Raw genomic sequence first — 15,403 nt, 5'->3', positions numbered from 1 at the left:
TAACAGAATCGCAAACTATTTTGAAAAGGATGGGATTTAATATGGCAAAGCAAAAAGTTTGGTTCATTACTAGAGCATAGAAGAAGCTTTGGTTTGGAGATCGTAAAGGCAGTACTGGAATCTGGAGATAGAGGAAATATAGTTTATAGCTAAATATTTTATAGAAAAAATAAATTGAATTTTGGAGACGAGATATGATGAGTTCAACTACCGTAACACTGCAAGAAGTGTTGAATAAACAAATAGCAAACTTGAATGTGCTGTATACCAAGCTGCATAACTACCACTGGTATGTGAAAGGACATCAGTTTTTTACGCTTCATCTCAAATTTGAAGAGTTATACAACGAAGTTGCGCTTCACAGTGATGATTTAGCAGAACGGTTACTTGCAATTAAGGGGCTGCCGATGGCGAGAATGGTAGATTATTTAAATTATTCCTCAGTAAAAGAAGCAACCGGGACAGAAAATGCGGATCAAATGGTGAAAACCATCGCTCAAGATTTTGAAATTATGATTGTAGAATTAAGGGGCGGGATGGTATTAGCAGAATCTCTCAACGATGACACAACGGCAGATATGTTGCTGGCTATTCACACATCCTTGGAAAAGCATGTTTGGATGTTAAATTCATTTCTTGAGTAAGCGAAATCTTTGGCTTTATGTTTAATCACTTCTAATTGACGGTAATACAATTACGCAACTCTGTTACCGGACGTCGGTTGTTATATTCATCGACAATAAGTTTTGAAGTAACAATATAGAGTCTTGAAGTAATTAGGCGTTCGCTCTACTGGGTGAATGCTTTTTTTAGCAGGATGCTAGTTAGACGAACGAATCTTTGTCATTAGGTGGGGGATAAATTGATTGAGGGCCACTCCGGCGATTAAGCTAACGGGAGATTAGCTGAACAAATGTATGAAATTATAAAACATTCTGGGAATGATTCAATTTATTCAACATACAAGAGAGAGTAGGAATTTAATATGTTTTTTTACAGTTCAGATCTTAGAAATCTCGGTTTTAGCATCGTGGAGGGTAGTCTATATTATGTTGACAAAATCTCCAACGGGGATTTGCAACTTCTTGGTCTTGCCATCGTGGAGCGTGATGGATCTATAATGAATATCATACCTAAAAAAATGCGAAAATCGTGGCACCTTTTCTGATTTAACGCAGAGAGGCTCAACTAACGGAAACTAAAGTTGAATATACCTCATACCTGAAGCTGCAAGCTTAATCTGCAACTTGAAGTGTTAACAAGAGGATATTGTAATAAAAAATAAGGGGGAGCATCCTATGGATATGCAAACTATTCAGGTTTACGCGCCTTATCTGTACTTTGATAAAAATGAGCCCTTTTTTCCGGTTCGGGTCGGGGTAACGATTTTTGAACAGGAGGGGGTCTCCCCTTCCTTTCGAAGATCGTTTTCATTCAATGATCTACGTTTGAAGCAGATTATTGAATACGCAATTTATTGGGATTATGATATTCAGCATTTGTATGAATTGGAGCATGTATGGGTTTACATAGGCCATGATGGAAATGTCATCGATTGTGAAGCGAGCTTTCACGGCAAGTATTTGAAAGGGCTCCTGAAGGACCGAAGCAATTTGCTCGATGGGACGCATGTGCGGCTGTTTTCGCAGCCTGGGAAGCATGCATTTAGTCCAGTAGCTGAGTTTTTGGAGCTCGTTCCACACTTTATGACTGCAGTAAACGAAGATGCTGGTGTTGATGGTTTGACCATTCCTTATTTTCTGGAAGGAACGATTATGACGAATGAGGAGACGAACAAGCTGGTAGAGACTTATTTGAAATCTTGTGCGTTTACACCTGCCTTGGTATATAAGGAATACCGTTTGGACGAAGAACTTTTTGTGCCTTGGTTTAAGCTGTTAAAGGAGATTCCCGAGAGGATTATGACAAAAATTGCAGATCTAACGGAATTGTATGGGAAAAAGTCATGACTTCCGAGAGGTCAGGAATTTCATAGGACTAACGAGATACGATAGTTCAACACAAAACGGCTGCCGCAGGGCAGCCGTCATTGCGCTAACGACGGGCAGTTATATTCAATAAGTAAGATTTTGGCGTTAAGTTTTATGCAACGTTAGTGTGCTTGGATTGCTTATTTCATACCAATATCTTTGGAATTCCGCCCGTTCATGTCACTTAATATATTTGCATATGTTATATATGTTGACAATTTTTAGTTCGCTCATTAAAATAATGATTTAAAACCAATTGGATATTTGAGGGGGAGCAGGCGATGAATGAGTTCATGACGGATACGACCCATGGTTATGTCCCTTTGCAGCCTGAAATAGAGCGGCATACGGCTGATTATCAAGAATACAAAGCGCATGGCGACGCGCGCCACATCCCCGCTTTATTTTATCAATTTCGCTCCAAAAGCGTGGGATCTCCAGATTTCGTCGCGATTCCGGACGGTCATGTGGACATGTTATTCAGTTGTGACGCTAGTCAGCCTAACATCCAGGTGTACGGCTCCGTGCTTTCCAGACACACGATCACCTTGAAAAGAAATACCGTTTACTTCGGTGTTCGTTTTCTCTCCCTACATGTAACAGGTAGATCGAAGATTGATATGAAGGATTTGATTAATCAATCTTGTCCATTATCAGATTTCGCTTAATCCCTTCATGAAGACGCTCGTTCCATCTGCTACGTTCTTGAGCAAAAGTGTTGTAATCAACAAGTTGGAGACGCTCTAATTCATTTTCCTGTTGAAGAGTATCGTCAACCAACACAACAAACTCTCCACTTCAAAGGATGTAATCATTCCAACTACGGCGTCCTGTCATCCGGCGATGGCGGGTTTTAGTTTGACGAAAAAAGCGTTCATGATCGTTATTCGTTCTTGGGACATGTAAAACTAATTTGAGTTGGCTAATCCTCGGTGAGTCTGTTAAAGAAGAGAATAACGTACATACAATAGATTTGTTTCAAACAGTGATTAATGAAAAAGAACTGAAGTTAATTGAGCTATTCAACAAATTATCGGACAGTGATATGGATGAGATTATGCTTTTTATGGAGTTAAAGATTGGGAGATATCACAAATAACTCTTACTACATAAAGTTGAGTTACTCTAGCCGCTTGTGATTTCAAGTACCAACGAACTAACGCTAACATAATGTTGGCAGACAATAAAGTTTCGAAGCAATTAGGCGTTCACTTTACTGGGTGAACGCTTTTTTTAGCAACAGGAGGAAGTGATTATGCTAGATGAATGGAATCTATTGTTATTAGGATGGGGTTATAATGTGATGGCTCCCCCGGCGATTAAACTAACGGGCAGTTACGCTAATGCGAACGGAGGGATTTATGCTTGACTCTATAGCAATTTGGTGGGTATTATTACAATGTAATGTTGATTAAGGAGAATTGGTGATGTTTAATTTGACCTTAAAACAATCTCATCATCATGAAAAGCGTTAATTCATCCCTCAAAAAATAGGGATGGGTTAACGCTATTCGCGCTTCCCATCCTGCGATAAAAACGCGCAGGACTTAGGGTCTAGCGCGTTTTTTATTTTTGTTACAATAGAAAAGGAGGAATTAAAATGGCAATCATGACAGACTCAAGGGGTAATGTTTTTTTGGATTTTATAAGAATCGAGTATGATAAACTCAATGCAATTATACTGGATGCTCCCTTAACACATGCTCTAATCGTGGTGAGGTGCCAAGGTAAGTACCTTTTCTTGAACAATAAGTGGAGAAAGAACTGGGAACTGCCAGGAGGTGTCATTGAACCGGGAGAGAATGCTCAACAATGTGTAATTAGAGAATTACTTGAAGAAACCAATCAGAATATCAATATGGTTGAGTTCAAAGGTCTAATGAAGTTTAGACTTCAGCCAAGTTTTCATGGCCCTGAACGGACAGAATATGGGGCTTTGTTCATGGGGGAACTATGCCTACTTGAAGATTTTGTTGAAAACGATGAGGCTTCTTCAATTATCCTTTGGGATGGTACATCAGAGATTGGTGATATCGCTGAGATAGATAGAAAGTTAATTGAGTTCATTTTATGATTCAGCTATCGCAGAACGATAGCTGAATAGAATCAATCGGTAGCCAGACAGAACAAACGGCTGTTTTTTGTATTACGCTCCCTCGGCGAACTATAGCTTAATAGACGCGGCTGCCGGTATGAACGGTGGCCGCGTTGTGTTAACGGGCCTGGCTGTCCATAGAATATGCTCTAAACTATCGCAGAAAGGCTTCATGAACAGGGGACAGTTTGCCGTGGATCAACCGAAATTCACAATTAAATATTTGTTACATAATTGAAATCTTATTTTCATGTGGCATTAATCATTCAAGCTTATAATAAAAGTCGACCCCCTTTAAAATATAAACTTAGACCCTCAGCACGTAGCTGTGGGTCACTTTTTATTATTAAGCTAAATTGAAGTTTATCAAGAGGGGGGAATAAAGAGGAAGATGGTTCCTGCAACTGATTCAGACTAAGGATACATACGAGAACATGACCATCATATATAGTGAACTTAATATTGCCACAAATAAAGGGAAATGAAATATACATACTAAGGAACCAAGTCGCGGTTGGTTCTTTTCTCAATTACATTAACGATTATTTTTCAGACGCTAACTTATCTCTATTAACAGCAAAGGGTGGTTGTTCCATCCATCCGTTCTCAATCAAAATTTTCGCTGCATCTTCAACAAATGATGAGATTTTCATTAATGACTTTGCATAGAGGACTCCCATATCATGTCTTCCGTTTACAGCCGCAGAATTTCCAAACGCTCTAATTTTCATTGAAAACATGTCAATCTTATGAAATAACATTAACTTATCTGAAAATGGAGAAAACGTTGATGTTGTAACCAAATGGTCAAGAAATGATGGTGAAGGTAGATTTTCATTATGTAGTTTTTCCATATATTGTTCAATGCTTTTATGAGTCAGATCCTTACCTTCTATAAACAATTTTCGAATCTTTTCCGATTTTACTACTTGGCTAAATGCCATGATTAATGCTTTGCTTGTTGCATTATTTTCAATATTATCATACAAATGGGCAATTTCTAATGCGTGTAAAGGACGTACATGTCCCAAAAAACCATTTAAAAAACCTTGATGAACAAATTCCACTTTATCTGGAACTGGAATAATAGGTGGTTTGATGATTAATCCCTTATTCATTAATATATCGTTGATTTGTTCTATCAAAGCCATTGTGGAATCCATACAATAAATAAAAAACTCTTTTACATCCTTCCTATAAACAAGCGGTACGGCTACGTTATAAATACTCATTCCTGCTTTAGCTGCATATTTCAAGTAATGAACATAGTATTCATCTTCAAATAAACGAGGAGCACCAAGGTTAACGTCTTCTTCTGAAAAACCGTTAGGAATTGGGAAGTTTTTCTTTCTTAAAAATATCTTTCGTTGTTTTCATGAACTCTACGCTTAATTTTAATGCATTCTCTAATAAAGTTTTGATCTCTTCGTCTTCAACGTGTTGAAGGTAATAGCTTAATATACATTTTGACATGCTGTTTCCCATGTATGTTGCCCAAAGTTTACCCATTTCTGCTGATGTTAGTTTTTCACTGATATTCGATTTAGTTGAACCAAGCTGAATGGGTTTAATTATTTCCATGATAAAAACTCCCTAATTAATTTTTGATTAGTATTTTCCTCCATTCGAAATCATATTCCGAACGCAATATTGAGATTGGATTGGAAGTATTGCCTGAGAAAAGAGGCTGCCGAATTACAGGCATGCCTTGTCTTATCTTGCTGTTAACTGATCCGATAAAATAAAAAAGCCACTAAGTTATTTATCTTTATCCCAATGACCTCAAATGCATGCACCCTCTACATTTATACTAAATTGTCGGGTGACAAGAATATCGTCAGATTGCCGACAAAGTCACAAAATAAATATTCGAAGGACATCTAATCCCAATAATTGCTTTAGCAATTGTTCTATTGAGTATGTCAGGTAGAAATAAAAGATGAAGTTCATGTGGAAGGTAGCAACTTTGACACAGTTCAGAATTTCATTCGGTGGATAGACTCTGGCAATCAATGCCTTCGTTACGCTAACGGATAACGTTAGTTCAATAAACATAAGGGAGAAGGCTGCCGACAGCAATGGAACGGCAGCCTTCTCAGCTAACGGACAGCATGTAACTGACTTTATATTTGATTGAACATACTTAGACTGAGTAAATTCCCAAAATAATGGGTAGTGCTAATGGAAAATGATTTCCAGAAGGTGAATGCTTATGTTTTTTCGGAAATTCGTAGTAACGATTGTATTCTTAATTTCGGTATTTCAATTGGCAGATCCAGCTTTTGGTTCGAAGCAGGTGCCGGCGAAAGTTTCTTTTATGAGGGATGGCAACGTGTGGGTATTTGTGAATGGTACGGAGATTCAGGTATCGAAATCGGGAAAGGCGATGGGCCCGGAATGGTCAGTTGATGGAAAGTTACTCTCCTATGTTGAAGAAGATAAAGCGGACCCACCTCAGCAGAGCATTCATATCTATGATGTCACCGCCAAGAATACAATAAAAATTTATAAAAGAGGGTATTTTCCGAAGTGGTCTCCCCGCGGCGACATTCTTGCCTATAAAGATGGTACCACTCTAAATGTTTCTGACCTCAAGCAATTCAATAATGCTGCACTTGGAGTTGATGGATATGTCTGGACTCCTGACGGTAGCGGATTTATTTTATCGAAAAGTGGCGACCTTACGCCTGAGGGATGGACCGGAGCGACGCTTTATAAGAAAGTCCTGCCGCAAAATTGGGCGGAGGCGAGCTATTCGGTGAATGTTGAGAAATTTTTTAGCCTGCCTAATGAGATATCAAGTAACGGCTCAAAGATTATTGCGGTCTATCCAAGTGATTTTTCATACTCGCCGAGCGGCCGCTGGCTTTCTTTCGTTGTATCGCCTACGGCATCTTGGTCAATGGACAGTAATATGGTTTGTACGATCTCCGCGGCCGGCCGTCATTTTGATGTGTTGGATGAGATCATTCTACAAGTCGGAAAGCCCAAATGGGCGCCATCTAAAGACATATTAGCGTATATTGCAGGTGGGGGAAGACTTGTTTTTGGTTTTAAGGATAAAGATTTAAAAACGAAGGAGTTTCCTGCGTTCACAACCTATACGCCTGAGAACTACGCCGACTTGGATTTTGCTTGGAAGGATGACAATACGATCTTTGTCTCCCGAATTAAAGAAGCGGAATGGTCGAATGATTTTTCTAAGCATCCTCTTCCGGCTTTATTTGTTATAGACACCGTCTCGGGTAAACAAACCCAAATTACGAGTCCGCCGGAAGGATATGCCGATTATAGTCCGGATTACATACGTTCGGCCGATAAAATGATTTGGATACAACGAAAATATCATTATCAAGACGCTAATATATGGATTGCCGATCCTGACGGAACTAACGCATATCTATGGCTGAAAAATGCCGATTCACCGGTGATTTATTCTCCGAAGGACTCTTAACGATAGAATCGTTCGACTAACGAGAAACTTTAGCTGCATAGACTCAGACAAACAAAGCAGGCGCCTCCGCGAACTGCTTTGTTTATTATGGGACGGGCAGGATCGCTTAATAAAACGTAAGCTATGATGAAAGGGTGAGTATATGCTTGAACCTAAAAGAATGATGCAATTTACCATTGTTGATATTATTGAAAGGAAAATAAATTTCACAAAAACGAATAACATATTCGATAAATTAGAGTTTCAGTATAATGATGAAGGTGAGCTGCTTGCTTACAATGAAATGCTGGTTGATGTGAAACTAATGGACGAAAACGAATTTGTAAACAAGTATTTAGGCATTATTCGTATGCTGACAGTACAATTCGAAAACAAGGTAATTAGTGATGAAAGGGAAACAGAAAAAATGTCTGGATATAATAATGCAATTGTCTCCATTTTGAGGTGCATAAACCCTATATATGAGTTCGATATAAATGGTTAAAAAGTATTACTCAGGAATTCACACTTTATATTCAACTAACTGGGAACAATAGTTCAATCACGACATGACGGCAGCCGGCACACGATCGGCTGCCGTTGACCGTTGAAGTAACGGGCAGGAAAGTTCCAATATGTGGTAAAATTATAGTGAAGTTGTGATCTGAACCAACGTGGCAACCAATCGCAAATAACTAATTGAGCAAGTAGGAACAGCAAATGGGGGGGATTTAGGCTGAGCAAGTTGATTATTATCATATCTGTCGTCGCCTTAACGTTTCTAGGGGGCTATGAAGGGACAAAAATCGAAAAGCAACAAGCACAAGGAGAGGAGCAGATCGGGTCGAAGTCGGAGGTGACCGAAGGAGATTTTGTATATCGACTCATATCAGGAAAATCAACTTATTCACAAGGTGAGAAGGTGGATCTATACGCAGAATTGGAATACGTAGGTGAAGGTAAGGAAATCGAAATCGCCCACGCAGCTTCTCCGTTTTATTTTCCGATTACAGAAAAGACAAGAGGATTTGAGATCATCTATATGATGAACATGCCTCGCATTGTTACCCTTCTTAAGAAGGGAGAGCCTCTAAGAGAGCGCTACAGGGGTGGAGGCGGTTACAGGTCTGAAGATCCGAAGGAATACGTTGATTTTATTAAAGAAGTAGCTGAGTCTTACCGTGCAAGCGGTTCACTCCCTTGGGGCGAGTATGAAGTCTCCGGAGTAGCCCGGTTCACTCCACTACATGGATCGGCAAAGGAAGAGATGAAGGAAATACAGATAAAAGCAAAGGTTGCATTTAGAGTAGATAAGTGAGGGTCGATTAAACCGAGGGACGAAGAACTATAGTTCAATGAACAACGACAGAAGGCTGCCGATAGCAAATGATCGGCAGCCTTCTGTCAATTCATACAGTGGAATTTCAAGGGAAATGATTAAGAAAAGGTAGTTAACTTATGAAATTTAGTGATTTAATGGAGTTTAAGGGTATCCAGAAAGTATAAGTGACCCCAAGATTTTTTCGGATGAAACGAATAAATTTAGGAACCAGGAATAACACTACAAGAAAAATGATATGGGGTTCAAATGACATGAATGGGATTATTCTCTGGTCTTTACTGATATTACCTTGGGCGTCCTTGTTGTTTTTGAAAATGGATACTGTACGCAGGTATATGCCTGTCGCCTTGTTTATGACCGTCATCCATACCTTGGCTTATCAAGCGGCTTACCATTACGGATGGTGGGAAGAGACAGGTTCCAGTCTGTTCGGGTGGGATAAAGTCATCCCGGTTCCTTGGGTTTATGGAGCATATTTGGCTATTGTTATTTGGGTATTCCGCTTTACTTTCGGGAAATTGTGGTTATATTTGATTGTCAATGTCCTTTTGGATGGGCTATTTATGTACATCGTTTACCCGATATGGCAACGGATGGGGCTTGTTTCGAGTGAATCGACTTTGCCTACAATAGCTGTTATTGCGATGATGGTCGGTTTTGCGTTGATCATTTATCTGTATCAAATGTGGCAAGATGAAGTGTTCAAGGAGCCGAGAGCAAAACACAAAAATGACCAAGAATTGAATTGGCGTCCCCTACATCGGAGAAAGAAAGCGAGGTAACCGGAAACACGAAGATTTAGATTTCCTTTTGAGAAGAATACATCAAACTTAAACGGGTAACTATAGTTGAATGACGAAGCTGCCAGCACAATTGATTAGATCGCTACTAATATCAAGAGTCCTGCTCCGATCCAACCGGATACTTTCATACAAAAAGATATATCTTGTTTAATAAGCGGAACGAATACAATGATTATAGCAATTTAATCACCAACCACTAAAAGGTGACTTTAAAATCTTCGTGTTGATAAATTTAATTTCGCTTTTCCTTGAATAAAATCTCCTGAATAACCAGAAACTGTTGTTAGGAGATGATAGCATGTTTACAAAGATGATTCTAACCTTGTTAGTATCGTTCTCTAGTTTGATACCAATAACAGAGAACACAGAGATATCTAAACGTTCCCAGAGGGTACTTCAGAACATTCGTGCAGAGAGTGAAAATACCTTGCAAGTAAAATGGAATACCGTAACGCAAACGCCCGAATTGCTTTCTGGGAATTTAACCAAGCCCTCAGCTCATTCGCCGGGATGGATTACATACAATTACCTCGATAAGATCAAAACAATGTATGGTCTGAAGCATGTAAATAAAGACTTGAAAATAATATCAGTTGATAAAGGCACTACCTCCATAAAGGTTGTCTTGCAAAGGCAACTCTTCAAGAACTCTGTATGCGGTAATCAGTTAATTGTAGAGTTAGACTCCTCTGGAGTAGTAAAGCGTATAAATGGCACACTTCACGCGGACTTAGAAGAGAAACGCTTGGGTAGGCCTATGTACCCCGCGGTATCTGTCGAGGAGGCGAAACGAATAGCCTTAACCTACGACGATTCTCTTAAGGAAAGTAAATCAGTAAACGTAGAATCATGTTACCTGCCGATTAGAGAAGGTGTTCCTCTTGTTCATGTCCTCACCTACGAGAGAGAAGGGCGCCAAGTATCAATCATGATTCATTCACTTACCGGAAGAGTTATTGAATAGTATGCCATTACAGGAACTCCCTATTATGGGAGTTCCTCTTTCCATTCTACTTTTGTTAATAAACGACATTTCATGAGTTGAAGGATGAAGTCTCCGTAATAATCTTTACGGACAACGACACGATATTCGTGGTCAGAGTAGGTATAGACGAAAACATCGGTAATGACATCGTTCGTTTCAAAAATTTTCTGAATGTGCTTCATTGTAGTGAAGAACGAAGGTGAGAGAACTCGGATAGAGAACTCGATGTCATTCATAATCTCTATCTCCTGGATGTCTATAATATCAGGATTCCACTCATAGACTAATTTCACAGTTCATTCCTCCTGCATTTATATTAAATATCGGAAATAAATGTAGATATTAGCCAATACAACGGAGAGCAGCATAAGTGGAAAACCGTATTTCATAAACGTAACAAATTTAATCGGGTGTCCTTCTTTACCGGACATGCCAGCTACGATTAAGTTTGCGCTTGCCCCGATTAGCGTACCGTTACCGCCAAGACAAGCCCCTAATGCAAGACTCCACCACAGCGGCTCTAGATTCTCAACTCCCATATTCCCCATTTCCTGAATCATAGGGATCATCGTTGCGACAAAAGGTATGTTGTCCAGGAACGCAGACGCGATTGCACTGAGCCATAGAATCAACATGGACGTCGCAACGGGATTCCCGCCCGTAAGTTCAATGGCTTGTGCAGCTAATTTGGAGATGATGCCAGTTTCCACCAGACCGGAGACTAAGACGAACAGCCCGACAAAGAAGAAGATGGTGGTCCATTCGACCTTCGTGAAAGCTTCTTCCATGGCATGCTCGCCAGTCAGAAGCAGCAACAGGAATGCCCCTGCTAAGGCTACCGTTGCCGACTCAAGGTGAAACAGTTGGTGGAGAAAGAACCCGACAATCGTAAGTCCCAGAATGGAGAGGCTTTTGGTTAGCAATTTGCGGTCGGTGATTACTTCTTTCTCATCTATGCGCATAATGCTTTGTTTCAGCTCTGGAGTGGTCTGAATTTGCTTGCGGAATAAAAACACGAAGATCGGTATTGTGACGGCCATAATGACAACGACAACAGGAGCTAGATTGTTGATGAATGCCATAAAAGTCAATTCCTTGACAGCACTTCCGATCATGATGTTTGGCGGATCACCAATTAATGTCGCGGTGCCTCCGATATTAGATGCAATTATTTGAGTGATCAAAAAGGGGATCGGATTTACACGTAATTGCCGCGTAATGCTGAACGTAACAGGCACCATGAGCAGTACGGTTGTCACGTTATCAAGGAAGGCCGAACCAATCGCCGTGATAAGCACGAGTGACACTAGGATTCTGACGGGATCACCTTTTGCCTTTTTTGCCGCAATCAGTGCAATATACTTAAATAACCCGGTTTCAGCTGTAATACTAACAATAATCATCATTCCGATTAAAAGCCCTAAGGTATTAAAGTCAATGTGATGCATAGCCGATTCCTGATCAACAACGCCGAGAACGACCATGAGGACGCCACCGATCATAGCTACGATCGTGCGATGAATTTTTTCGGCGATGATCATGCCGTACGTGAGAAGAAAGATACCAATTGCCAAGATTGCTTGCTGTTCCATAGTTCCTCCTAGATTTTCATCATTTGTTAATACTATTCCCTATAAATGCAAATTGTTGTGTGCTCCTTTCTAGGCATAAAAAAAGAGCCCAACCAAGGGCTCCTATGTCGAAAAAAGAATAAAAGGAGCCCTTGGTGACAGGCTCCTCCAAAACGCAGCAATATTTAGTTAGTTTATTATTATGATCAAGCAAACCACCGTATACACTTGTAACTTAAATTTACAATGATCTTTCATTTATGTCAATACGCGAAGGCATTAAGAAAGAAAGAGCAAAAGCGAATAAAGAAGCTGGACGAGCTTCTGAGTCAACAAACGGAAAACTAGTCGTTGATTTTAGGCGGGTCTTTGGGTACTAAGCTAAAAATGTCGCCCGTTTCAAATGAATCAATGAGTCGGTCCAACCATGTATAATATCGAATAGCTTCATCAATTTTCTCGAGATCAACTTTAAGGACCTCTTGTAGTGAAATTTCATGAGGAAATTGATTGTAGAGATTCAAAAGCTCTACTTTTGATTTGCGAAGAGAACTAAGATTGATCTCTAATGCTTTACGCCACTTTAACCCGAAGTAATCCGCAAAGGTTTGAAACCAGTCCATTTCTACCTCGTAAAGATCTTTTCGTGAACCTTTTTCCCACACTTTATTGACCATCTTCAAATCAACCAGTGTACGCACGCCTGTGCTCATACTGGTTTTACTCATTTCCATGGCCTCTCCCATTTCGTCTAATGTCATTGGACTATTCTGGAAAAAAAGAAGTCCGTATAAATGACCGATTGACTGGGTGATGCCATAAAGATCCATATTTTTACCGATGGATTCAATGACACGTTTTCGAGCTTTTTGTATGATGACTTCTTGTTCTGAATTTATTCCTTGTATATGTTCCATAGCATCTATTCACCCTGCCTTTTTGTTTACATCGCTATTGTAAGAAACAATTTTAATAAAGTAAAGAAAGTCATTAAATAGGATGATAAAGCGTATAGGAGATAAACGACATTTTTGTACAGTTATTTCTGTATAAACGGTATAAACAGAATTTATTGTTGACATAACTGAATTTATTTCTTTACACTATAGAAGATAAAAGGGATTAACTCATACAGAAAGGAGTGAGCGTATGACTATAATTGATGTGCATCAGGTGACAAAAATTTTTGGGCCTGATCCCCATTCTGCTCTTTCGTTACTGACCCAAAAACAGTCAAAGGAGCAGATCTACAGGGAAACGAAGCATACAGTGGGTGTCAACGAAGTCAGCTTTTCGGTACAATCGGGTGAAATATTTGTCATCATGGGGCTGTCAGGCAGCGGGAAATCAACTTTGGTTCGACTGCTGAACAGATTAATTGAACCTACGAAAGGAAGCATATCCATTCATGGCAAAGATATTGTAGGTATGAAGGATGAAGAGCTTCGTCGTGTAAGAAGAGAAAGCATTAGTATGGTGTTCCAGAAATTTGCATTATTCCCGCATAGAACCGTTGCTCAAAATGTGGAATATGGATTAGAAATCCAGGGTATAGGGGTAAAGGAAAGACGTACAAAGGCGATTGAAGCTTTGGGGCTTGTTGGACTGCAGGATTGGGCAGACAGTATGCCTTCTCAATTAAGCGGCGGCATGCAGCAAAGAGTAGGTCTTGCCAGAGCGCTAGCTAATGACCCTGATATTCTCTTAATGGATGAAGCCTTTAGTGCCTTGGATCCACTAATTCGGAAGGATATGCAAGATGAGTTATTGGAACTTCAAGATAAGATGAAAAAAACGATTGTTTTCATCACGCACGATTTAGATGAAGCACTTCGCATTGGTGACCGAATCGCCCTTATGAAAGATGGAAGCATTGTCCAAATTGGGAAGCCGGAAGAGATTATGATGAACCCAGCCAATGAATATGTAGAGAGGTTTGTAGAAGATGTAGACTTGTCCAAAGTATTGACGGCATCCTCGGTCATGCGTAGGCCGGAAACGGTAGGAATTGACAGAGGTCCGAGGGTTGCTCTTCAGCTCATGAGTGAAAACGGTATTTCCAACTTGTTCGTCGTTGATCGCGGAAAAAAATTAATTGGCGTCATAACCGCAGAAGATGCATCTGGAGCCGTGCGATACGGAAAAAATCTGGAGGACATTGTTATCCGAGATGCGCCGACAGTTGCACCAGATCAAATGTTATATGAGTTGTTTGAGATATGTGGGACCTCCAAATACCCGATAGGTGTCGTCGACGAGAATAGGCGAATCTTAGGCGTTATTGTTCGTGGAGCTGTTCTTGGAGCGCTCGCTGGTCAACCGAATGCTAAAGAGGAGGTAAAAACGATTGATCCCAAAGATACCGTTAGATGAATGGGTCGAAAAAGGTGTGGATGTACTTGAATCAAACTGTGCTTTCTTATTTCAAATAATCTCAGATTGCATCGAAGGCAGTGTGAATGCTTTTTCTTCCTTTTTTCACTTTTTTCCAGCCCTTCTGTTTATTACATGGATTACGATATTGGCTAATTACTTGGGTAGGTGGCCGTTTGCCGTATTTTCTGCTACAGGTCTATTATTGGTCGATAACTTAGGCTATTGGAGCCATACAATGGACACACTGGCACTAGTTATGACTTCCTCTCTCATATCCATTCTCATTGGCATCCCACTTGGAGTCTGGTGTGCACAAAGTGAGAAGGTTCGGAATTTCGTTACTCCCTTAATGGACTTCATGCAAACAATGCCGGCATTTGTGTATTTGATCCCAGCAGTCACTTTCTTTGGTTTAGGCGTAGTACCTGGTGTGATCGCATCCGTCATTTTTGCCGTACCACCTACTATTCGACTTACTAACTTGGGGATTAGGCAGGTTTCCGAGGATTTAGTAGAAGCAGCTGATGCATTCGGTTCGACAGCAACTCAGAAATTGTTCAAGCTTCAATTCCCGCTAGCTATGCCTACGATTATGGCTGGAATAAATCAAACCATCATGCTTGCACTTTCAATGGTAGTTATTGCTTCTATGATTGGTGCCCAGGGTATTGGGGCGGATGTATATCGTGCTGTTACTCAAATTAAAACAGGTCAGGGTTTTGAAGCAGGCTTGTCTATTGTCGTATTGGCTATACTGCTTGATAGAATGATGCAGTACATACTGAAGAAAAAATGGAGTGTATAAAT

At 40.1% G+C, this 15,403-nt stretch carries 14 protein-coding genes and 1 pseudogene; 11 read left to right on the top strand and 4 right to left on the bottom strand.

The features are described from left to right. Positions 1 to 194 precede the first annotated feature (194 nt). The 4 genes from QFZ78_RS20740 (at position 195) to QFZ78_RS20725 (ending at position 4,065) form a co-directional block, all read left to right on the top strand. Positions 195 to 644 (top strand): Dps family protein, encoded by a 450-nt coding sequence (locus QFZ78_RS20740; protein ID WP_307437992.1) that lies wholly within the window; start codon positions 195 to 197, stop codon positions 642 to 644. Positions 645 to 1,298: 654 nt separating this feature from the next. Continuing rightward, positions 1,299 to 1,970 carry an NPP1 family protein gene (locus tag QFZ78_RS20735; protein WP_307550422.1) on the top strand — a complete coding sequence of 224 codons (672 nt, stop codon included), beginning with the start codon at positions 1,299 to 1,301 and terminating at the stop codon, positions 1,968 to 1,970. Between the two features lie 302 nt (positions 1,971 to 2,272). Then, the gene (locus tag QFZ78_RS20730; protein ID WP_307550420.1) at positions 2,273 to 2,659 is read left to right on the top strand and encodes a DUF6597 domain-containing transcriptional factor; all 387 of its coding nucleotides are present in this window, start codon (positions 2,273 to 2,275) and stop codon (positions 2,657 to 2,659) included. A 932-nt stretch (positions 2,660 to 3,591) separates the two neighbouring features. After that, entirely contained in the window at positions 3,592 to 4,065 is a 474-nt protein-coding gene (locus QFZ78_RS20725) for an NUDIX domain-containing protein (RefSeq protein WP_307550418.1), read from the top strand. A 563-nt stretch (positions 4,066 to 4,628) separates the two neighbouring features. On the opposite strand, the pseudogene QFZ78_RS20720 reads toward QFZ78_RS20725, so the two are convergent. Continuing rightward, positions 4,629 to 5,667: pseudogene (locus QFZ78_RS20720) on the bottom strand (DUF3231 family protein). A gap of 631 nt (positions 5,668 to 6,298) precedes the next feature. On the opposite strand from QFZ78_RS20720, the gene QFZ78_RS20715 reads away from it, so the two are divergent. The 5 genes from QFZ78_RS20715 (at position 6,299) to QFZ78_RS20695 (ending at position 10,628) form a co-directional block, all read left to right on the top strand. Then, positions 6,299 to 7,540 carry a TolB family protein gene (locus QFZ78_RS20715; protein ID WP_307550416.1) on the top strand — a complete coding sequence of 414 codons (1,242 nt, stop codon included), beginning with the start codon at positions 6,299 to 6,301 and terminating at the stop codon, positions 7,538 to 7,540. A 142-nt stretch (positions 7,541 to 7,682) separates the two neighbouring features. Further along, entirely contained in the window at positions 7,683 to 8,024 is a 342-nt protein-coding gene (locus QFZ78_RS20710; protein WP_307550415.1) for a hypothetical protein, read from the top strand. A 240-nt stretch (positions 8,025 to 8,264) separates the two neighbouring features. Further along, positions 8,265 to 8,837 carry a hypothetical protein gene (locus QFZ78_RS20705; protein ID WP_307550413.1) on the top strand — a complete coding sequence of 191 codons (573 nt, stop codon included), beginning with the start codon at positions 8,265 to 8,267 and terminating at the stop codon, positions 8,835 to 8,837. Positions 8,838 to 9,112: 275 nt separating this feature from the next. Next, complete coding sequence (locus QFZ78_RS20700; RefSeq protein WP_307550412.1) at positions 9,113 to 9,643, top strand: hypothetical protein; 531 nt, start codon at positions 9,113 to 9,115, stop codon at positions 9,641 to 9,643. A 319-nt stretch (positions 9,644 to 9,962) separates the two neighbouring features. After that, positions 9,963 to 10,628, top strand: a complete 666-nt coding sequence (locus tag QFZ78_RS20695) for a hypothetical protein (protein ID WP_307550410.1) — start codon at positions 9,963 to 9,965, stop codon at positions 10,626 to 10,628. A gap of 23 nt (positions 10,629 to 10,651) precedes the next feature. Here QFZ78_RS20695 and QFZ78_RS20690 read toward each other — a convergent pair whose 3' ends face one another. The 3 genes from QFZ78_RS20690 to QFZ78_RS20680 all read right to left on the bottom strand — a co-directional run bounded on the left by QFZ78_RS20690 (position 10,652) and on the right by QFZ78_RS20680 (position 13,137). Then, complete coding sequence (locus tag QFZ78_RS20690; protein WP_307550408.1) at positions 10,652 to 10,942, bottom strand: hypothetical protein; 291 nt, start codon at positions 10,940 to 10,942, stop codon at positions 10,652 to 10,654. Between the two features lie 18 nt (positions 10,943 to 10,960). Beyond that, a complete protein-coding gene (locus QFZ78_RS20685; protein ID WP_307555820.1) occupies positions 10,961 to 12,277 on the bottom strand; it encodes an ArsB/NhaD family transporter in 1,317 nt (438 codons plus the stop codon). A 287-nt stretch (positions 12,278 to 12,564) separates the two neighbouring features. Continuing rightward, complete coding sequence (locus QFZ78_RS20680) at positions 12,565 to 13,137, bottom strand: GbsR/MarR family transcriptional regulator (protein WP_307550406.1); 573 nt, start codon at positions 13,135 to 13,137, stop codon at positions 12,565 to 12,567. 232 nt (positions 13,138 to 13,369) lie between these two features. Here QFZ78_RS20680 and QFZ78_RS20675 point away from each other — a divergent pair, with 232 nt between their 5' ends. Both QFZ78_RS20675 and QFZ78_RS20670 read left to right on the top strand, forming a co-directional pair. After that, a complete protein-coding gene (locus QFZ78_RS20675; protein ID WP_307550405.1) occupies positions 13,370 to 14,593 on the top strand; it encodes a quaternary amine ABC transporter ATP-binding protein in 1,224 nt (407 codons plus the stop codon). Continuing rightward, a complete protein-coding gene (locus QFZ78_RS20670; protein ID WP_307555818.1) occupies positions 14,571 to 15,401 on the top strand; it encodes an ABC transporter permease in 831 nt (276 codons plus the stop codon). The genes QFZ78_RS20675 and QFZ78_RS20670 overlap by 23 nt, the downstream gene beginning before the upstream one ends. Positions 15,402 to 15,403: the final 2 nt, after the last annotated feature.

It is taken from the genome of Paenibacillus sp. V4I5 (assembly GCF_030817255.1).
GTDB lineage: Bacteria > Bacillota > Bacilli > Paenibacillales > NBRC-103111 > Paenibacillus_E.
The sequence above is the reverse complement of the archived record's forward strand: the minus strand, read 5'-3'. Positions and strand labels throughout refer to the sequence as shown.